Here is an 18,723-nt window from a genome sequence, read left to right as displayed (position 1 = left end):
CTGTTTTCAAAAACTAATTGAAACGACCGGATGCGTTTTCGATTTTTTTGAAAAACTGTCCCGTTCGCGCGCGGCGATCGCCCGGTGTAACCAACGAGATGAGCAGCGAAGCGGCACCCACCGAGCGGAACAGCATGATGAGGACGGCAAAGAAGCGGCGTAAGGTAGCAGCGGTAAGGTAGCAGCGGTAAGGTAGCAGCGGTAAGGTAGCAGCGGTTCCGTTCGCGTAAGCGAACGGGTGTGATAAGAAGGAGCAGGTGAACACAGCAAAGCAGATGAGTGCAACACAGCCGGAACGAAGCAAACCAAGTGTAAAAATCTGAATGTGAGCAGTTGTAATTAATCTATTAAAAAACAGATTTTTGTTTTTGCTGTATAGAAGAGGACGAATCTTCAACGCCTTTTTTCATTCGTTTCGCTCATGAAACGCATCGTTGGAGGCGGTTGTTTCGTTTTTTAGAAAAGAATATAATAAGATTCCGTTTTTGAAAAAAACACAATCCGAAAATAGGTTAATAAAATTCTGAAAAGATATGGCCGATTTTTGGAAAAAGAATGATGAAACCGTTTTTGTATCAGAAATAAGGATTTGGGCGGCTTGCCCGAAACAGCTTTATTTTAAAATATCCGCCGAAAGAAAAGGACATCCCGATTTATTGTTTAATGAAAAACGAGCCGGTGTTTTTGAAAATAAGATTTGGCGGGAAATTTGTTTGGAACTGCCGGCTCTTGTTTTGGAAATGATTGATGAAAATCCGGATGTCGTTTTTGCTGAAAATTCAGAATTTAAAAACCGAGTGAAAAGGCTTTTTGAAGAAATTGGAAATGAAATAAAAAACAGCGAAAGCAGTGAAAACAATAAAAGCCACGAAAACACCGGAAGCTGTGACGCGTTCAAAATTGAATTCGACAGCGACAAAGATTTTGAAAAAAGAATTGAAGAAAAAATCGAAGAACTGAGCAAAAACATTGATTTAACGATTCAAAGAAACGGAACAGTCCTTTTTGAAGCGGCTGCCGACCCGATTTCTGTTGAAAAACAAGTATTAGACTCAAGAACGGATTTAATGGGAATGCCGCCCAAGGTTTTAATGTTTGATGAAAAACGGCTGCCTTATTTGATCAAAATTTCAAAAGCACCGTTAAACGGGGTTTGGGAATCTGACAGAATACCGGCGGCAGCATATTTAATGATACTCGAAAGCTGTTTTGGGCGGCAGTTTGTTTCAGACAGCGCAATCATTGATTATTTCGGCGACTGCCGTCACTTTCGAATCCGACCGCAAGACCGGCGAAAAGTATTTCGCGCGATTCGAAAGATTCGGGACATTAAAAAAGGAAAAATGCCGAGAGAAAAAAACATTCGTTTATGCGGAAAATGCGTTTACCGAGAGAAATGTCATGTGAAAGCCAAGAATTTGGTTTCAAAAATATTCGGCTGAAGCGTGAATTTAAATAAAACGAATCATTTTACGAATAGAATTATGGAAATCGGAAAAGTGCCGCACGATATTTTGCAAAAAATCGTCTTTCAGAAACTGAAAAACTTTGATGAAAAGGTAAAAGTCTCCCCGGGAATCGGCGAAGACTGCGCCATTTTAGACATTGGCGAACAGTTTTTTGTTCTCTCAAGTGACCCGATTACGGGAACGGCTAAAGAAATCGGCAGACTTGCTGTTTACGTCTCCTGCAACGACATCGCCTCCTGCGGTGTCCGCCCGCTCGGCCTATTGGTAACAATTCTTTTACCGCCAAACTCTTCCGAAAATGAGTTAGATAAAATCATGACAGAGCTGGCTGAAACCGCAACCGCCCTAAATGTCAGCATCATCGGCGGCCACACAGAAGTCACCGATGCCGTCACACGCATCGTCATTAACACAACCGCCATCGGCATCTCTGATAAAAATAATGTCATATGCTCGGCAGGCGCAACCGCAGGCGATAAAATAATTCTGACAAAAACAGTTGCTCCCGAAGGAACCGCAATCATCGCTTTTGAAAAAGAAGAAGAATTGAAAAAAGAATTCGGCGACTCGTTTGTTAAAAAAGCGCAATCCATGATGGAAAAGATCAGTGTGATTGAAGAAGGAACAACTGCAGGTGAGCTTGGCGTATCTGTTGTTCATGCGATGCACGACATTACCGAAGGCGGTCTTTACGGTGCGCTTTGGGAAATTGCAGAAGCTTCGAATACAGGCGTTGTCGTTTATGAAGAAAATATTCCGATATCGGAAGAGACAAAAAAGATTTGTGAATTTTACAATTTAAACCCATACCGTTTGATTGCAAGCGGCAACATGATCATGACAACATCCGACCCGGATTTGGTTTTGGAAAAACTGAAGAAAAAAAATATTCCGGCAGCCATCATCGGCGAAATCGTTGTAAATCCGCTCAAACGCTTGATTTACAAAAACGAAAAACAGGATGTTGAAACGATGAGTGTTTTGCGCGCACCGAAATCGGATGAATTGTATAAATTAACGCGATAATAGTCATTCATCCTATCATCAAATCATTTTAAAATAATTACCGAATCATTATCAAATCATTACCAAATCATTTTAAAACAATTGACGAACCGACACAGGATGACCTCACAATAAGTTTCAGAAATGACTTTTAATACGATGAAATCTTCTAATCACCATGGTCAAACCCGTTTTTTTAGGAAAATTAGTCTTACATTGGTGCCCGGAATGCAACGTTCCCGTATTGGACGAGAAATGCGCCTGCGGCTGCCAAACAAAATTCGTGACGGTGACGCCGCCTGCGGATATCCGCCCGGCATTTCCGTATGATATCAAACGCATTAACGAAGTTTCCGTCCGCCAGTTCGGCAAAAAAATGATTGCGGACGGCGAAATCGCGGTTTATAACAAAGCGCCGTACGATGACCGGATGGAAGAAATCATTTGCGGCGGCGAAATTATCGGAACAATCCGTTTTGAAATTGACAAGCCCGGCTGGGTTCTTTTGCCGCGTTTATCGGGCGCCCGCCGCATTTTTAATAAAAATTCAAAGACGGAAGATCCGGATGCAGAAACAAATCTCAAAAACTGGATCATGGTTCACGAAAAAGCAATTCCGTTTGTCGCGGACGGTTCCAGCGTTTTGGTCCCGGGTATTTTAAAAACCGCGCCCGGATTTGAAAAAGAAGATGAAGTCGTCATTATCACGCCTGATTTTGAAGTGATTGCCGTCGGTCGGGCAAAAATGTCTGCCGAAGAAATTGCCGCTTCCGAACGCGGTAAAGCGGTTAAGACAAGATGGACGGGAATTGAAGAAGAAAATGAAATTAATACAGCTGCAAGCGTCATGCCGGCTGACAAAACCATTCCTGAAGGAACGGCAACGCGCGACATTTGGCAAAAAACAATTGAAGCCAACCGTCGTGTGATTGATAAATTTGAAGCGGACAGCATCCGATTCATGCAAAATGCCGCCAATAACATGAACCGAAAATTGACCTGTTCATATTCGGGCGGCAAAGACAGTTTGGTCACGCTTCACCTGACAGAAAAAGCATTCGGCAAAGATTCCGGCAACGAAAGAGAATATGAAATTATTTTTGCCGACACGGGTTTGGAATTTCAGGAAACGATTGACAACGTGAAAGAGGTTGTCGAAATATACGGCAAACCCTTTAAAGAAACAAGTGCCGGAAATGCATTTTGGGAAGAATACAAAATCAACGGGCCGCCGAGCGTGGATAACCGCTGGTGTACCCAGTCCTGCAAATTGATGCCGATTACAACCGTGATTGAAACAAATTACGCTGAAGACGGCGGCTGTATGACTTTTATCGGGCAGCGTCAATACGAATCCAAAGCACGCGCCAAAAGTCAAAGAATCTGGAAAAGCCCGTCCGTCCGCGGCCAAATAGGAGCAGCTCCGATTCAAGAATGGACAGCGATGCACGTTTGGCTTTACATTTTTGACAAAAATCTCCACTACAATCCGCTTTATGAGAAAGGCCTGGATCGAATCGGCTGTTGGCTGTGCCCGGCTGCGTCATTGGCAGATTTTGAAAATTTGAAACATACCCACCCCGAAGCCATGAAAATGTGGGAGGGAAAACTCGTTGAAGCAGGAGTCGAAAAAGGAATTGAAAATCCGGAAGCGTGGGTCAAATTCGGTTTGTGGCGTTATGATAAATTGCCGCCATTGATGCAGAAATTGGCCGCTGAAAAAGGCGTTAAATATAAAAAATGAGCCAATGCGCTCATTTTCATTTTACTTTCCTTTTTACTTTTTTTGTTTTCGTTTTTATTTTCCTTTTAACCCCGATTTGCTTTCTTGATTCATTTTTGAAAAACGGTACGATTCGCGCGCGATGTCGGCAAAAACAAGAAAGCAATAAAGTGCTCGATATTAAAAGAGATAGCCTTATAAATTATACCGCACTTATGATTTACTCGGTGGGCTAGTCAGGGCAGCTAGGCGTCGCTTGTAACCCGAAATCGCCGATACGCGGGTGACGAAGCTTTCGGCCAGGTGCATTGACTTTATGTCAAGTCCAAAATCTTAACGTTGAAACCTCGTCCTGCTGGGAATGTGGTGATTGCCGAGACAAAAGGAGTTTTGGTTCGGCTTTCTTAATCGTGGGAACCGGTCCAGGCCCGGAAGGGAGCAGACTTACCGCGGACAACAGTCGCTTGCGGGGTTGCGGGGCGGAGGAGGGATTTCGGAGACTGTATAAGGAAGATGTATCGAACCGGATGCATGCTCACCTTTTTCCATTACCGAAATAAAATTAAAACAGACGGTAAGCATTAAATATTCGTCTTTCTTTTATGGGAGAGATTGAAAAGTCATTTTGACGAGATAGCCTAGCTCGGTAGGGCGCAGGATTGCTAATCCTGTGTTGCTTTGCAACTCGGGGGTTCAAATCCCCCTCTCGTCGCTTTTCAAATTCTGATTTTCTAAAATTAAATCAACGAGCTTTGCTTTTGAAATTTTTTTTATTATTTTTATTGCGTTTATTTTTACTTCTTTTTACTTTTTTCTAATTATAAATACAAGAACTCCATAACTGAAAGTCATGGAAATTGATAAAACATTTACTTCTTTAGAAGAAATTCAATCGCTTTTAGAAAGAGACGGAATGACTTGGCGCATTTCCGTTGACGAAGATGAAATTGAAGAAACTGAAGAAGAAAACGAAGAAGACGAGGGAGAAGACAAAGAAATCTGCCGCTCAAAGATTGTTTTAGAATCAGCCTCATTTTCAGCAGAAGCAGACGCTGTCGAAATCGAAAAATGGGAAGCGGAATTGCCGGACATTGATGAAAAAGAAGAAAAAGAAACCCCGGAAATGTTTGAAGAAAAACAATCAACCGACGAAATTCAAAAAACGGCGTTTGAAAATGCTTCCGTCATTTATTTTGATCTCTTTAAGAAAAAAACGTACACAAAAACACTGATTTTTCAAACGGAAGACGAAAACGGACAAAAAATATATCGATTAATCGGTTTTTGCGAAGCGCCGATGTCTTAAAAACAAAAAAATAAAAGATTGAATCTGATTTTATTAAATTATTTAAAATCCGAAATGACCGCCCGCTAATTTTCGATTCTGAGCTGAGTAAAACGAAGCGAGGAATCGGAAATTTGCGGATTTGTACCCAACCGATACAGCAAAACCGAGAACCCGCTTTTCTATTCCATTTCGTGGCGCGTGTCAGCTCAGCTGCGTGCATCTGCTCTTTTTTATCACACCCGTTCGCTTACGCGAACGGAGGTACTGTTACCTTGCCGTTTGCGTTACTGCTGTTACCTTGCCGTTTGCGTTACTGCTGTTACCTTGCCGTTTGCGTTACTGCTGTTACCTTGCCGTTTGCGTTGCTGCTGTCACTGTCCGCCACCGATACCGCTGCCCCTCTGCCTCACCACTGCAGGCTGCCGCGCGTGAACACCGCCATTTTAAAAATGAATTAAAACACACCTCGGGTTTCAATATTTTCGATTGGTGTTAATTCAATTTACTTGATTTTTTTGAAAAAAGGAATCTTGTTTTTTATAAATGCTATATATACCCTTTATATACTTGATAAGCGTTTAAGAATATCCGCATTGATTCAAGAAAATTGAATTCGAGAATTAACGAACATATTATTGACAAATTATACTCATTAATGAATACATTTTTTAATAAATTAGACCGGTAATTATTATGACTAATGAATCTAACCTTAAAATTGAAAACGTCGTCGCTTCCACAAAATTAGCAGAAGAATTTGACTTAAACTTAATCGTTGAAAAATTCCAAACCGCGGAATACAACAAACAAAAATTCCCCGGCCTCGTTTACCGCGTTTCTGACCCGAAAGCCGCATTCCTTGTTTTCACATCCGGCAAAGTCGTATGTACCGGCGCAAAAAATGTCGCTGACGTTCATACCGTTATCGGCAACATGGCAAAGAAATTAAACGGCATCGGCATCAAGACAATCGAAAACCCGGACATTGCCGTCCAAAACATTGTCGCCTCCGCCGACCTCAAAGCTGTTTTGAACCTCAACGCAATCGCAATCGGCCTCGGTCTTGAAAACATCGAATACGAGCCCGAACAATTCCCCGGACTTGTTTACAGAATCAGCGACCCGAAAGTCGTCGTTTTGATTTTCAGCTCCGGCAAACTCGTCGTTACCGGCGGCAAAACACCCGAAGACTGTGCACGCGGCGTTGAAGTCGTTCGCGAACAGTTGGACAACATGGGACTTTTGTAAGTTCCCTGTTTCTTTTTATTTTTGAACAGATGACAAATTTAAATTCATATTCACTCAGCCGCTTTGCGGTTTGAGCAAAAACACAACCTGATTTTTATGACTGAAGACCGTAATTTAATTTTTGATAAAAATGATGTTTGCATTTTTATTCCCGTTCTCAACGAAGAAGGGGCCATCAAAGACGTGATTGAAGGGTTCAAAAACGTCGGCTACAACAATATTTTGGTTTATGACGGCAACAGCAAAGACAAAACAAGAGAAGTTGCCGCAGCTGCCGGCGCCCGCGTCGTCATTCAAAGCGGAAAAGGCAAAGGCCAGGCAATGATCCAAGCTTTTGACGCGATGACTGAAAAATACATCGTCATGATCGACGGCGACGGCACGGAACTGCCCGAAGAAATCGGCACATTGTTGTATCCGGTTTTAGAAGGAAAAGCCGACCACGTCGCAGGTGACAGGATTGCCGGACGAACGCCCGGCGCGTTTACATCGTTAAACTTAATCGGCAACCGCATGATCAATTGGTTCTTCCGCCGCGCTTTCAGATCCAAACACAGAGATATCTTAACAGGATACCGCGCGTTTACACGCGAATCTATTCAAGCTTTGGATTTAAAACAAAACGGCTTCGTGATTGAAACCGAAATGACGGTCGAATGTTTGATGAAAGGACAAAAATTCATGGAAGTGCCGATTACATATTTGCCGCGTCCTGAAAAGGTGGAAACGAAACTTCATCCGATCCGCGACGGCTACAGAATCAGCATGGCCGCTTACAAATATTCACGCTTTTACAACCCGATCTTTTTCTTCGGCGTTTGGAGTTTATTGTCATATCTCATCGCGCTGATTTTGATTGCGGCCCACCCGTTCATCACATGGCACAGCTCCATGCTCGGAACTGCATTCTTCTTCTTTGCAGGCATCGGAACACTGCTGCTCATTGCAGGATTTGTTGCCGACATCAGCGCAACACTTCACAGAAAAACATTAAAAGCGATTCAAGCCAACCAAAATGAACAGAAAAAAGAATACGATCAATTCTGATCATTCTTTTTTATTTTCTTATTTTTTGAAATAAATTCAAAAAACAAATTATTTTTTTTCTTTTTTTAATTTTCCGGAAAAATGTTATAAATTTTCTTTGAAAAATGATTTGAAAAGCGGAGCGGCTCGCCTGCGGCACAGCCGAAAAAGAGAAAATTAAAGAGAAGGAGATGGGGTCCTCCTTCTCGGTTTGTTTACGTTTTGATGAGGAATTGTTTTTATGACCGAGCGGTCATAGACAGCTCAATCAGTTTTATTTAGAGAGATCGTAGTGCTGGTTGACGATTTTCAAAGCGCAGAAGTCGCCGCACATGGTACAGGCATCTTCGTCGCCGGGTGCGCGGCTGTCACGGACAGCTTTTGCGTGTTCACCGTCAATTGCGATTTCATACATTTTGTTCCAGTCAAGATCTCTTCTTGCGCGAGCCATTGCCAAGTCTTCGTCTCTCTTGCCGAGGCGGATCATGTCACCGATGTGGGCGGCAATCTTGGAGGTTTTGACGCCGGTGATAACATCATCAATGTTGGGGAGAGCCAAGTGTTCGGCAGGTGTCACGTAGCAAAGGAAGTCACAGCCGTAGGAAGCGGAGACTGCTGCGCCGATTGCGGTTGTGATGTGGTCGTATCCGGGCGCAATGTCTGTCACAAGCGGGCCGAGCATATAGAAAGGCTTGTAGTTGCTCATGACTTTCATCAACTGAACGTTTGTTTTGATCTGGTCGAGCGGAACGTGACCCGGACCTTCAACGATGACCTGGAGGTCGTATTTGTCGTGTGCGATTTCAGCGCATTCGGAGTTGATGATTAATTCCTGAACCTGTGCGCGGTCGGTTGCGTCGTGGACGGCACCTGCACGCATACCGTTGCCGGTTGAGAGACAAACTTCGTGTTCTTTTAAGATTTCACAAAGGTAATCGAACTGAGCGAAAAGCGGGTTTTCTTTTTCGTTGTGGAGCATCCAGGTGCTCATGAAAGCGCCGCCGCGTGAGCAGAGACCGCCGTATCTGCCGTGCTTTTTCAATCTGTCAAGTGTGATTTGATTGATACCGGTGTGGATTGCCATGAAACAGGTACCTGCTTTTGCCTGGTCTTCGGTTGCCTTGAAAAGCTCGTCTTCTGTCATGTGGACGATGGAGCCGTATTTTTCTGCGGCCTGAATGAATGCCTGGTACAACGGAACGGATCCGACCGGCAAAGAAATGGCGTCACAAACAGCTTTTCTGATGCCGAGGAAGTCTCCGCCGGTTCCGAGTTCCATGAGTGTGTCAGCACCTGCTTTTTCTGCGGCGACGGCTTTGTCGATTTCCATCTGCATGTCGATGATGTCTGAGGAAGCGCCGATGGAGGCGTTGATTTTTGTGCGGCAGCCCTGACCGATACCGCCGAGTTTAACTTTTCTGTAGGGGCTGACCGGAATGACGATTCTGCCGGCGGCAATGCCTCTTCTGATAAATTCAGGGTCTAATTCTTCTTTTTGTGCAACGATTTTCATTTCTTCGGTAATGATACCGTTCTTTGCGTCTGTAACAATTGACATATTAAAACTCCTCTCTTTGAAAATATAATAACGGACTTGCCATCAGAAAGATGAAATCAGGCAGACACCGCCTGTAGTCACGAATGAATCGTAAAACGTGGTTTTCGAATATATACCTATTTGAAAAACAAAGTTGATTGCTAAACAAATTATATTGATTAGAATTGAAACCGCTTTTGATAAAAAACAATAGATTAAGAAAAATTGATTTGAAAACAATTAAATTTGAGAAATTTTATTATTTTTGAAAATTGATTGAAAAACCGAAATCCGGATTTTAAAATTTCAGAAAAGGGATTTCGTATTTAGAAAAGTGATCCAAAAACGTATCATTCGCGTGCGGTGCCGTTCCCTTTAAAAATGATAGTTTCCGAATAAAATGGCACCTTCCGAGAGAAGATTTATTAAAGGCTAAAAACTTTTGAAGTCTAAATTATTGAATCAAATTAATCGTCAAATAAAAGACAAAAAAGGCAAACGAATATGGATAAAGTCAAACTCTACACCCTCAAAAAAGAATCCGTGAACTTAACGCCGCTCATGAGCGTCGGCAAAAACGGTATGGCAGATTCGGTTATTGAGGAACTCAAAAAACAATTGAAAGTGAGAAAATTGGTTAAAGTCAGAATTCATAAAAATTCCGGCGAATCGGATGATATGAAAGAAACGGCATTGGAATTGTGTGAAAAATGCAATGCCGAATTAATTGATGTTCGCGGCCGGACCGTGACATTATACAAAAAGTAATGGGGCAGGGTGGAAAAATGCTTGATGAAGAATATGAAGATATAACTTACTTTAAGGAAAACGGGTTTTTTGAAAAAGAATGTACCAAATGCGGTAACATATTTTGGACACGCGACGAAAAAAGAGAAACCTGCGGCGATGCGCCTTGTGACATTTACACATTTATCGGCAAACCGATTTTTTCAAAACCGATGAACCTCGCTGAAATGCGCGAATATTTCCTGAATTTTTTTGAAGAGCGCGGACACACCCGAATTGACAGATATCCTGTTGTCGCCCGCTGGAGAGATGACATTTATTTAACCATTGCGTCCATCGCAGATTTTCAGCCGTTCGTCACCTCCGGGCTCGTTCCGCCGCCTGCAAATCCGCTGACGATTTCTCAGCCCTGCATCCGTCTCAATGACTTGGACTCTGTTGGCAGAACCGGCCGCCATTTAACGACTTTTGAAATGATGGCCCACCACGTTTTCAACAGCAAAGACAAAGAAATTTATTGGAAAGACAAAACCATCGCCTTATGCGATGAACTTTTAACGTCTTTAGGTGCCGATATCACAGAAGTGACATACATTAAAAGCCCGTGGGCCGGCGGCGGCAATGCCGGCGCGTCTGTTGAAGTCATGGTCGGCGGCCTTGAATTGGCAACGCTCGTTTTCATGAATTTGAAAGAATCAAAGACGGGAACGATTGATGTCAAAGGCAAAATGTATGAAAGAATGGACAGTTATATTGTTGATACCGGCTACGGTTTAGAGCGTTTCGTCTGGGCATCCCAGGGAACGCCGACGATTTACGATGCCGTTTTCCCGACAATCGTTCAAGAATTAACGAATTTGGCAGGCATCGACCACGAATTAAACAATCCCGAGTACGCTAAGATTTTTGCCAGCAACGCACAGTTTGCGGGCGTCATGGACGTCAGCGGCAATGCTAATTTGCTGGAACTCAGAAGACAGGTGGCAGACAGCATCGGCATGGACGTCGACGAGCTGAACCGCATCATGGACCCGATGGAAAAGATCTTCGCGATTGCCGATCACACACGCTGTTTGACGTTTATGCTCGGCGACGGCATCATTCCGTCCAACGTGAAATCCGGTTACCTTGCAAGACTTGTCCTTCGCCGCACGATTCGTATGCTTGCGGATTTGGGCGTGAATGTGCCGCTTTCGGAAATCGTTGCGCTTCACATTGACAACATGCCGGAATATCCCGAATTTGAAGACACTTTCAAAGTGACGGAAGAAATTTTGGCGCTTGAAGAGGAAAAATACCGCCAGACCATTGAGCGCGGCAGAAAGATTATTCAAAAAGCGGCTGTCCGTTATCAGGAAAAAGGCGAAAGTTTGCCGCTTGAAGAACTCATGGAAATTTATGACAGCCACGGCATTCCGCCGGAAGTTTCTAAGGAAGCCGCAAAAGAAGTCGGCGTCACGGTGGAATTTCCGGACAATTTCTATTCCCTTGTCGCGGATATGCACAGCGAAGCCGGTGACAAAGATGAATCGATCACGGGATTCAAATATATGGATAAAATCGAGCGTTTGCCATTGACCAAACGCTTTTATTATGACGAACCGGAACGAATGGAATTCGAAGCGGTTGTTTTGGACACGTTTGAAGATTTCGTTGTATTGGATAACACATACTTCTACCCCGAAGGCGGCGGTCAGGAAGCCGATAACGGTATGCTGATGGCAGGAACATTCGTTTATGATGTCATTGACGTTCAAATGTATAACGGCGTTGTGATTCACAAACTGAACATAACAGATAAAGAATTGTTGATTAACCGCGGCGACATGATTATCGGCCAAGTGGACAAGAAGCGCAGAATGGCGCACTCCCGTCACCACACGGCAACGCACATTGTCAACGACGCAGCCAGAAAGGTGCTCGGCAATCACATTTGGCAGGCCGGCGCGCAGAAGACGGAAAACAGAGCCAGACTCGACATTTCACATTACAAGCACATCACCCAAGATGAAATCAATGAAATTGAAATGATTGCCAACAAAATGGTGATGGAAAACAAAAAAGTCCACTTTGAAAGTCTTGACAGAACGGAAGCCGAGCAGAAATACGGCTTCGGCCTCTACCAGGGCGGCATTCCGCCGGGAAAGACGCTTCGTATCGTTAAAGTCGGCTCAGACATTGAAGCCTGCGGCGGTACGCACTGCCTCAGCACCGGTGTTGTCGGCCCGATTAAGATTTTGAAAACGGAACGCATTCAAGACGGTGTTGAGCGTTTGGAATACGCGGCCGGCGAAGCAGCCATTGCCGCCGTTCAGGAAATGGAAGGACTGCTCAGAGATTCTTCTGAAATTTTAAGCATTCAACCTGAAATTTTACCGCCGACGGTTGAGCGTTTCTTTGATGAATGGAAAGAACTTCAAAAAGAGAACGAAAAACTCAAAGAAGAATTGGCCGGCGCAAGAACCATTAAAATGCTTCAAAACGCTGAAAAGATCGGTGAGTTCTCACTTGTTGTTAATGTGACAAAAGGAGACGGCATTGATTCTTTGAGAATGGCAGCCATTGAAATATTAAAGGATGAAAACGCCGTCGCGGTTCTTCTCAGTGAAACGGACGGCGTGAAAGCTGTTGCAGCTGTCGGCAAAAATGCAGTTACAAAGGGCCTTAAAGCAGGCGACCTTGTGAAAATGATGTCACAAGCTGTCGGCGGCGGCGGCGGCGGCAAGCCGGATTTGGCCATGGGCGGCGGACCGGACGCGTCAGGCATTGAAAAAGCAAAGGCTGAAGCCGTTGCAAAAATTAAGGAGACTTTGTCTTCTTAATTTCTTTTCTTTTTTATTTCATCTTTTTTCCGGTTTTAAGGTTTAGGTTTTATCATGACTGTTTCTAAAAAAGATGTCAACGCGTGGGACATCGAATATGAACATTTGAAATGGGGCGGTCTGTCGGAACTTTCGTGGATTCAAAACCGATTGAAAGAAAACGGTTTTTTATTGGATGCCGGCTCGGGCGAAGGACGTTATTTGAGAGAATTTTGTTTTAAATTTCCGTGCATCGGCATTGATATTTCCAAAAACGCTTTGATCCGTTCGATTGAATCAATCCGCATGGCGGCTGAGAAAAAAGCGTCACCCGGATTTTCATTTCCCGAACATATTGTTTCAAACACTGTCGAACTGCCTTTTTCAAATGAAATTTTCGACGGTGTTTTGTGTCTTGGCGTGATGCAGCATTTGGTTTTAGAAGATCGGGAAAAAACCGCGGCTGAATTTTATCGAACTTTAAAAAAAGGCGGGCTTCTTTTCTTTGAAGTTTTCGGCGAAGAAGATATGCGATGTTCAGGCGAGCCCGCGATTTTAGAAAACGAAAAAATGGAGCCGCGAACTTTTGAGCGTCAAAACGGAATTCTGTATCACTATTTTGATGAAAACGAAATCAAAACTCTTTTTGAAAAAAACGGATTTCAAACGCTTGAATTGAAATCAATTAAAAAAGAAAAGAAATATAACGGCGAGAGTTACACCCGCCATCATTATCGTGCTGTTTTTGAAAAATAAAAAAGGGAATGAAATTTAAATAAACGGATAAAGTCCGAAAATATTCAAAATAATCATCACCAATGCACCGAAAACGCCGGTTAAAGCGGTAATCAGAATGGTAATCACCGTTGAAAGGTTAAAACCGACAGGGATGGATGTGATGTCCAACAGATTGGTAACAATAATCAAAATAAAACCAATGATGATATTGAGTGCCAATTTTTTGGTTGTTTTCAAAGCTTTGTATAAAATGTAAGCAATCAGAATTGCCAATGCAACTAAAATAATGTCAAAAAGTAAACCGGGAAGCGCCATATATTAAACCTCGTGTATTTCAATCAAAATTAATAATTAAGAAACTTAAGCAATTAATACACTTAAGTAATTAAGACAGTTAGTCAATTAAAATATATAAGTAAGAACGGTCTGAATCTCCGTATTTAAAGGTAAACAAAATAATCAATTTTCACTATAAAGCTTTTTTGTCACCCGAGTGTTAAATCGCCTAAAATTCGCCACCTCAAACGCTGTCACATCAAACGCGATCACATCAAAAACCCTTTCAGAATCATTCCGACCCCGACAAGGAAAGTAATGACGGTAAATGCGTTTCGCATATATTTTTGATTCAATTTGTGAGAAAGTTTTGCGCCGACTGATGCCAAGATAACGCCCGGAATCACCAATGCAATCCACATTATCAAATTGACATAGCCGAATGAATACGGCGGCAACCCCTCAACGCCGATGCCGTTAATGATATAACTGATAACACCGCCGAACGCCGTAAAAATAATCGTTGCCGAAGACGTACCGATGGCTTGGCGAAGCGGCATTTTTGCCAGAAAAATAACAAGCGGAATCAAAACCAAACCGCCGCCGATACCGGTTAAGCCTGACAGCAATCCCATTAAAGAGCCGCAGACCGCGTAAATAATCGGATTTTGAGACATTTTTTCAGGATCTTCATTGGCATTTTTCGTTGTCGTAAATTTCAGCGAAGCGCCCAAAACGACAACACCGAAAATAATAGAAAGGTAAGCGGCATTCAAATGTGACGCAATGTAACCGCCGGCAAAGGAGAAAACGAATCCGAAAACGCCCATTAAAAGACCTTTTTTCCACAAAACCGTGTTGCGCTTGGAGTGATTGTAAGCACTTGAAAGTGATGTCGGCAGTGTGAAAAAAAGAGCGGTTGCAATCGCTGTTTTTAAGGCGATGTCAGGCGGATAGCCGAGCCTGGTCAAAAGATAAAATTGAAGCGGAACAAGCAAAATAGACCCGCCGATGCCGAGCATTCCGGAAAAGGAACCCGCGACCGCACCGCCGAGAACAAGAGCTGCTAAAAAGAAAAGGAACATCAGTTCCAAGATGATCACCGTTTATGTTTTTATTTATTGGTTTTATTTTTTGGTTTTATTTTTTGGTTTTTATTTTGTGGTTTTTGTTTTTATTTTTTGAATAGATTCTGCCGCAATTCTTGAAACCCGTTCATCCGGATGAGTGAGATACGCCGTCAAATACGAGAGCGTTTCTTCATTTCCGATATCACCCGTAATTTCAATGACTTTTGCAAGCACATGCTTATCCAAAGGATGGAAAAGATCGGATTCCGGCGAGCATAAACCATTCGTGTTGTCTGCATTTATTTTGGTTGGGGAATCCATATAAGTTTTTTCCCGAAGGTTTTCTGCCATGACATTTTCTTTCAAGATGATTTCAAACTCGGACAAAACATCAACACCGCCACCGGAAAGCGCAATTGCCGCTTCATATGCCGTTTCGGAATCAGCATCATTTCTTAAAACATCAAACAACAAATCATCAAATCGGCGGTCATTGAGAAGAGCGAACCCGATGATGCCGTTTTGACGAACGCGGGAAATACCGCTTTTCAAAAATGTTTCAAATACGAATGCCGGTGTTTCCGGAATTTGAGAAAAAGTGTATGAAAGCCGAATTTGAATTTTTTCATCGAATTCGGAAAAATTTGAATAAACAGAGAGAAGAGCGTCAACCGAGAGCTGACCCGCTGCTTGAAGAACGGGATAAACAGAAGCGCAGATGATTTCATTTTCACTCGGGTCGGTAAGCAAAGAAACAAGACCAGAAATCTCTTTTTCCCCCGGATCTTGAAGGGAGCGGATGAGTTGCAATTTGTTTTGCAAAAAAGTGATGTCATCATCCGGATTCATTTTCTCAATCATCGAGTAAGGATTTGATATATTTGCGGAATTCTCCGATTTTGAACGGTTTTTGAATGAAACCGTCGAAACCGACATCTGTGAATTGTCTTCCGTCTTTGGTCAGAGTGTCTGAAGAAATTGCGATCACTTTAATGTTTGGATCCATGTCGCTTCGGATGTGTTTGACTAATTCCAACCCATCCATTTTCGGCAGATTAATGTCGGTGAGTATTAAATCAAAAGATTCTTTTTCTAAAATATCTAAAGCATCCATGCCATCGGCTGTGCATGTTATCTCATAATTTTCCATTTCAAGAATATCTTTGACTAACTCAGAATTCATAATGTTATCTTCAATCAGAAGAATCTGCTTCAAAACTCAATCTCTCCTTTTTGGCGGAACTCTAAAATCATTATTAACATACCACAAGGATAATTAAATAAATTGCGTTAGAGAAAAAATTGCGAGAGTAACTCAGGAGAAGAAAAACGTAATGGATCGGAGCGATAAAAAATTAACACAGTTGGAAACGAATGGGAAAATTATTTTATAAAAAATAGAAATTTTTGATTTGAGATTTGATTTGAATAAACTGCCAAGAGTTTATTCAAATGAAAAAATCTAAATTAAAAATCTAAATTAAAAATCGAAATTTAAAAAATCTGAAATTAAAATTGAATGGTTTTCGGCGCTTCGACGAATGAATAAAATGTTGCTTCGCCTTCACCGATATAGAAAAATTCCAAAATCGGATTGTCCGGTGACTGATACATCGGCGTAAAGAATTCAGCGGTTTTGAACGCTTTTTCAGCAATTTCTTTTCTTGTATCAAAAACTGCTTTTCCTCTGACACGAATCCAAGAACCCCCGTCAGCCGATGTCGCTGAAATTTCAAAGCGCGGGTCAGCTTGAAGCTGTTTGAAAACATCTTTTTGGTTGCTTGTTGTCAAATAAAGTTTGCCGCCGTCTTCCATGATAAAACCGAACGGTCTGACGCGCGGACCTTCGGGGCTGTTTGTCGCGATGTAAAAAGTCGGGTTGTCAGTTAAGAATTTTAAAACTTCCTGCATAATTTCACCTATTTTTTGATTGATTTTGATTTGATTGATTTAAATTGATTGATTTTAATTGATTTTAATTGATTTATAATTTGATTCATTATTGATTCATTTTAATTATTCGGATTCAAATCCACCCTGATTCTTTTCAATGATATTTTCAATTAAGTATTTTTTGAAATTTTAAAACCCGAAAAATCTTTTTGTAAAAATAATTTAAAGACAAAGTAACCGCCTCCAACGACGCGTTTCACGAGCGAAGCGAGTGAAAGAAGGAGTTGGAGATTCTTCCCATGCGTTAAATAAACAACATAAACCGCTTTAATTAAATTTCAATCATTCGGCAATGTCTTTTTTGTAAACGCAGGGGAATAATCCGCAATTCTGCAATTTTGTTCGCTGACGCTCACAAAATCTTGAATTGCGGTCGTACTTGAACTTTTTTCCAATTTAAACAAATCCAAACATCGTTTTTCATTATTTTTTGAAAAAGGAACGCCCTTTTAAAACCTAAAAATAAAACCCGATTTTATTTTGGAATTTAAGCGGCGTTCCCCTTTTTGTTAAATTGAAAAACTGATGTTTCCATTTAACCAAAATAAATGAAAAACCAAATCAACCACCTCCAACGACACGTTTCACGAGCAAAGCGAGTGAAAGAAGGCGTTGGAGATTCGTACTCATTCGTTGAATAAACATCAGAAACAGTAAAAATATCGTAAAACCGGAAAAAGAAAAAAATGAAAATAGAAAAGGAAAGAAAATAAGATAAAAAAGAAATGAAAATGAGAAAAAGAAAGAAAATAAGATAAAAAGAAATGAAAATGAGAAAAAGGAAGACTTGAGCCTTCACTTTGTCATAATTTCAACCAATCTGTCGGCAACTTCACTTAATTTTTTGTCGCCGCCCATGTCGTAAGTGACATAGCCGTCAGCAATTGCCTGTTCAGCCGCCTTGAAGATTTTCTGAGATTGTTCTTTTTCACCGAGGTAGTCAAGCATCCAGGCGCCGGCCAAAATGGTCGCGTAGGGATTGACTTTGTCCATGCCGGTGTATTTGGGCGCGGAGCCGTGTGCCGGTTCAAACATGGCGTAGTTGTCGCCGATGTTGGCGGAGTAAATCATGCCGATGCTGCCGACGAGGGCTGAGCATTCTTCGCTGATGACGTCCATGAACAAATTGGTGGACAAGAGAATGGTTTGGTCAAACATTTGAGGGTTTTTGATGAGCTGCATCGCGATGTTGTCGATGTGATATTCCCAAACTTCAATACCGGGATAATCTTTGGCAACGTCTTCAACAATTTCCAAAAAGGTGCCGCATGTCTTTTTCAAGATGTTGCTTTTGTGAATCGGAACAACCGCTTTGTATCCGCGGCGTTTGGCTTCTTCGAAAGCGTATTTTGCGATTTTGCGGGAGGATGTTTTTGTGATTTTGCGAATGGCAATCACAACATCATCGGTGAGCTGAACTTCTTCGCCGATGTAGAGGCCTTCCGTCCCTTCTCTGACACAAACGTGTTCGACCGCGCCGAGCGGACCTTCTGCGCCCGGAATTGTTTTAATCGGACGGACGTTGGCGTACAAATCAAAAGCTTTTCTGATCGAAACCGCCACACTGCGCGGAGATCCGATGCCGCCTGGTGTTGTTGTCGGGCCTTTGAAGCAGGCATCAGAATTTTTCATAATTTCCCAAGTTTCGGGCGGGATCAAAGAGTCGCCGCCGTTTGCTTTCCACCAGCCTTCGCCGGCATCGCACATTTTAAACTCAACTTGAGTGCCGGAAGCTTTCAAAACTTTAAGCATGGCATCAACCAATTCGGGTCCTACGCCGTCTCCTCTGATGACGGCCGCTGTTTTAGTCATTTCATATCACCTGAAAAATAGAATTTGAAT

18 protein-coding genes, 1 tRNA gene and 1 other RNA gene are annotated in these 18,723 nt (G+C 42.3%); 12 read left to right on the top strand and 8 right to left on the bottom strand.

What is annotated here, in order from left to right; translation table 11 throughout:
* Positions 1-13 precede the first annotated feature (13 nt).
* Complete coding sequence (locus C7391_RS05110; RefSeq protein WP_133517473.1) at positions 14-397, bottom strand: hypothetical protein; 384 nt, start codon at positions 395-397, stop codon at positions 14-16.
* 136 nt (positions 398-533) lie between these two features.
* On the opposite strand from C7391_RS05110, the gene C7391_RS05105 reads away from it, so the two are divergent.
* From C7391_RS05105 to aglJ, 9 genes are all read left to right on the top strand, one after another.
* The gene (locus tag C7391_RS05105) at positions 534-1,442 is read left to right on the top strand and encodes a CRISPR-associated protein Cas4 (RefSeq protein ID WP_133517472.1); all 909 of its coding nucleotides are present in this window, start codon (positions 534-536) and stop codon (positions 1,440-1,442) included.
* A gap of 42 nt (positions 1,443-1,484) precedes the next feature.
* The gene (locus C7391_RS05100) at positions 1,485-2,495 is read left to right on the top strand and encodes an AIR synthase family protein (protein WP_133517471.1); all 1,011 of its coding nucleotides are present in this window, start codon (positions 1,485-1,487) and stop codon (positions 2,493-2,495) included.
* Positions 2,496-2,652: 157 nt separating this feature from the next.
* A complete protein-coding gene (locus C7391_RS05095; RefSeq protein ID WP_133517470.1) occupies positions 2,653-4,218 on the top strand; it encodes a phosphoadenosine phosphosulfate reductase domain-containing protein in 1,566 nt (521 codons plus the stop codon).
* A 204-nt stretch (positions 4,219-4,422) separates the two neighbouring features.
* Positions 4,423-4,738, top strand: an RNA gene (gene ffs / locus C7391_RS05090) — signal recognition particle sRNA.
* Positions 4,739-4,824: 86 nt separating this feature from the next.
* A tRNA-Ser gene (locus C7391_RS05085) sits at positions 4,825-4,909 on the top strand.
* Between the two features lie 138 nt (positions 4,910-5,047).
* On the top strand, positions 5,048-5,503 hold the full coding sequence (locus tag C7391_RS05080; RefSeq protein WP_133517469.1) for a hypothetical protein: 456 nt from the start codon (positions 5,048-5,050) through the stop codon (positions 5,501-5,503).
* 180 nt (positions 5,504-5,683) lie between these two features.
* On the top strand, positions 5,684-5,917 hold the full coding sequence (locus C7391_RS05075; protein WP_133517468.1) for a hypothetical protein: 234 nt from the start codon (positions 5,684-5,686) through the stop codon (positions 5,915-5,917).
* Positions 5,918-6,178: 261 nt separating this feature from the next.
* Positions 6,179-6,733, top strand: coding sequence for a TATA-box-binding protein (locus C7391_RS05070; protein ID WP_133517467.1), 555 nt, complete (start codon positions 6,179-6,181; stop codon positions 6,731-6,733).
* A 96-nt stretch (positions 6,734-6,829) separates the two neighbouring features.
* Complete coding sequence (gene aglJ, locus C7391_RS05065; protein ID WP_133517466.1) at positions 6,830-7,780, top strand: S-layer glycoprotein N-glycosyltransferase AglJ; 951 nt, start codon at positions 6,830-6,832, stop codon at positions 7,778-7,780.
* 253 nt (positions 7,781-8,033) lie between these two features.
* Here the strand turns inward: aglJ and thiC are convergent, their stop codons facing one another.
* Complete coding sequence (gene thiC, locus C7391_RS05060; RefSeq protein WP_133517465.1) at positions 8,034-9,317, bottom strand: phosphomethylpyrimidine synthase ThiC; 1,284 nt, start codon at positions 9,315-9,317, stop codon at positions 8,034-8,036.
* 483 nt (positions 9,318-9,800) lie between these two features.
* Between thiC and C7391_RS05055 the strand changes: the two genes are divergently transcribed.
* The 3 genes from C7391_RS05055 to C7391_RS05045 are packed head-to-tail and all read left to right on the top strand — an operon-like array spanning position 9,801 to position 13,600.
* Positions 9,801-10,064 (top strand): YhbY family RNA-binding protein, encoded by a 264-nt coding sequence (locus C7391_RS05055; protein WP_133517464.1) that lies wholly within the window; start codon positions 9,801-9,803, stop codon positions 10,062-10,064.
* 17 nt (positions 10,065-10,081) lie between these two features.
* Positions 10,082-12,865, top strand: a complete 2,784-nt coding sequence (gene alaS / locus C7391_RS05050; RefSeq protein WP_133517463.1) for an alanine--tRNA ligase — start codon at positions 10,082-10,084, stop codon at positions 12,863-12,865.
* A gap of 54 nt (positions 12,866-12,919) precedes the next feature.
* Complete coding sequence (locus tag C7391_RS05045; protein ID WP_133517462.1) at positions 12,920-13,600, top strand: class I SAM-dependent methyltransferase; 681 nt, start codon at positions 12,920-12,922, stop codon at positions 13,598-13,600.
* A 15-nt stretch (positions 13,601-13,615) separates the two neighbouring features.
* Here C7391_RS05045 and C7391_RS05040 read toward each other — a convergent pair whose 3' ends face one another.
* The 6 genes from C7391_RS05040 to C7391_RS05015 form a co-directional block, all read right to left on the bottom strand.
* The gene (locus C7391_RS05040) at positions 13,616-13,897 is read right to left on the bottom strand and encodes a pro-sigmaK processing inhibitor BofA family protein (protein ID WP_133517461.1); all 282 of its coding nucleotides are present in this window, start codon (positions 13,895-13,897) and stop codon (positions 13,616-13,618) included.
* 230 nt (positions 13,898-14,127) lie between these two features.
* Positions 14,128-14,943 carry a sulfite exporter TauE/SafE family protein gene (locus C7391_RS05035; RefSeq protein WP_223611009.1) on the bottom strand — a complete coding sequence of 272 codons (816 nt, stop codon included), beginning with the start codon at positions 14,941-14,943 and terminating at the stop codon, positions 14,128-14,130.
* A 69-nt stretch (positions 14,944-15,012) separates the two neighbouring features.
* Positions 15,013-15,777, bottom strand: coding sequence for a HEAT repeat domain-containing protein (locus C7391_RS05030; RefSeq protein ID WP_133517459.1), 765 nt, complete (start codon positions 15,775-15,777; stop codon positions 15,013-15,015).
* 4 nt (positions 15,778-15,781) lie between these two features.
* A complete protein-coding gene (locus C7391_RS05025; protein ID WP_133517458.1) occupies positions 15,782-16,144 on the bottom strand; it encodes a response regulator in 363 nt (120 codons plus the stop codon).
* A gap of 293 nt (positions 16,145-16,437) precedes the next feature.
* Complete coding sequence (locus tag C7391_RS05020) at positions 16,438-16,839, bottom strand: pyridoxamine 5'-phosphate oxidase family protein (RefSeq protein ID WP_133517457.1); 402 nt, start codon at positions 16,837-16,839, stop codon at positions 16,438-16,440.
* Positions 16,840-17,676: 837 nt separating this feature from the next.
* Complete coding sequence (locus C7391_RS05015) at positions 17,677-18,693, bottom strand: isocitrate/isopropylmalate dehydrogenase family protein (RefSeq protein ID WP_133517456.1); 1,017 nt, start codon at positions 18,691-18,693, stop codon at positions 17,677-17,679.
* Positions 18,694-18,723: the final 30 nt, after the last annotated feature.

Origin of the sequence: Methanimicrococcus blatticola, from assembly GCF_004363215.1 — an archaeon.
GTDB lineage: Archaea > Halobacteriota > Methanosarcinia > Methanosarcinales > Methanosarcinaceae > Methanimicrococcus > Methanimicrococcus blatticola.
This window is presented reverse-complemented; position numbering and strand designations above follow the sequence as displayed.

Coding starts and splice junctions, on each gene's coding strand:
- alaS (WP_133517463.1), top strand. CDS start 10,082: ATGCTTGATGAAGAATATGAAGATATAACTTACTTTAAGGAAAACGGG.
- C7391_RS05095 (WP_133517470.1), top strand. CDS start 2,653: ATGGTCAAACCCGTTTTTTTAGGAAAATTAGTCTTACATTGGTGCCCG.
- C7391_RS05045 (WP_133517462.1), top strand. CDS start 12,920: ATGACTGTTTCTAAAAAAGATGTCAACGCGTGGGACATCGAATATGAA.
- C7391_RS05020 (WP_133517457.1), bottom strand. CDS start 16,839: ATGCAGGAAGTTTTAAAATTCTTAACTGACAACCCGACTTTTTACATC.
- C7391_RS05070 (WP_133517467.1), top strand. CDS start 6,179: ATGACTAATGAATCTAACCTTAAAATTGAAAACGTCGTCGCTTCCACA.
- C7391_RS05035 (WP_223611009.1), bottom strand. CDS start 14,943: ATGTTCCTTTTCTTTTTAGCAGCTCTTGTTCTCGGCGGTGCGGTCGCG.
- C7391_RS05015 (WP_133517456.1), bottom strand. CDS start 18,693: ATGACTAAAACAGCGGCCGTCATCAGAGGAGACGGCGTAGGACCCGAA.
- aglJ (WP_133517466.1), top strand. CDS start 6,830: ATGACTGAAGACCGTAATTTAATTTTTGATAAAAATGATGTTTGCATT.
- C7391_RS05105 (WP_133517472.1), top strand. CDS start 534: ATGGCCGATTTTTGGAAAAAGAATGATGAAACCGTTTTTGTATCAGAA.
- C7391_RS05040 (WP_133517461.1), bottom strand. CDS start 13,897: ATGGCGCTTCCCGGTTTACTTTTTGACATTATTTTAGTTGCATTGGCA.
- C7391_RS05055 (WP_133517464.1), top strand. CDS start 9,801: ATGGATAAAGTCAAACTCTACACCCTCAAAAAAGAATCCGTGAACTTA.
- thiC (WP_133517465.1), bottom strand. CDS start 9,317: ATGTCAATTGTTACAGACGCAAAGAACGGTATCATTACCGAAGAAATG.
- C7391_RS05030 (WP_133517459.1), bottom strand. CDS start 15,777: ATGAATCCGGATGATGACATCACTTTTTTGCAAAACAAATTGCAACTC.
- C7391_RS05080 (WP_133517469.1), top strand. CDS start 5,048: ATGGAAATTGATAAAACATTTACTTCTTTAGAAGAAATTCAATCGCTT.
- C7391_RS05100 (WP_133517471.1), top strand. CDS start 1,485: ATGGAAATCGGAAAAGTGCCGCACGATATTTTGCAAAAAATCGTCTTT.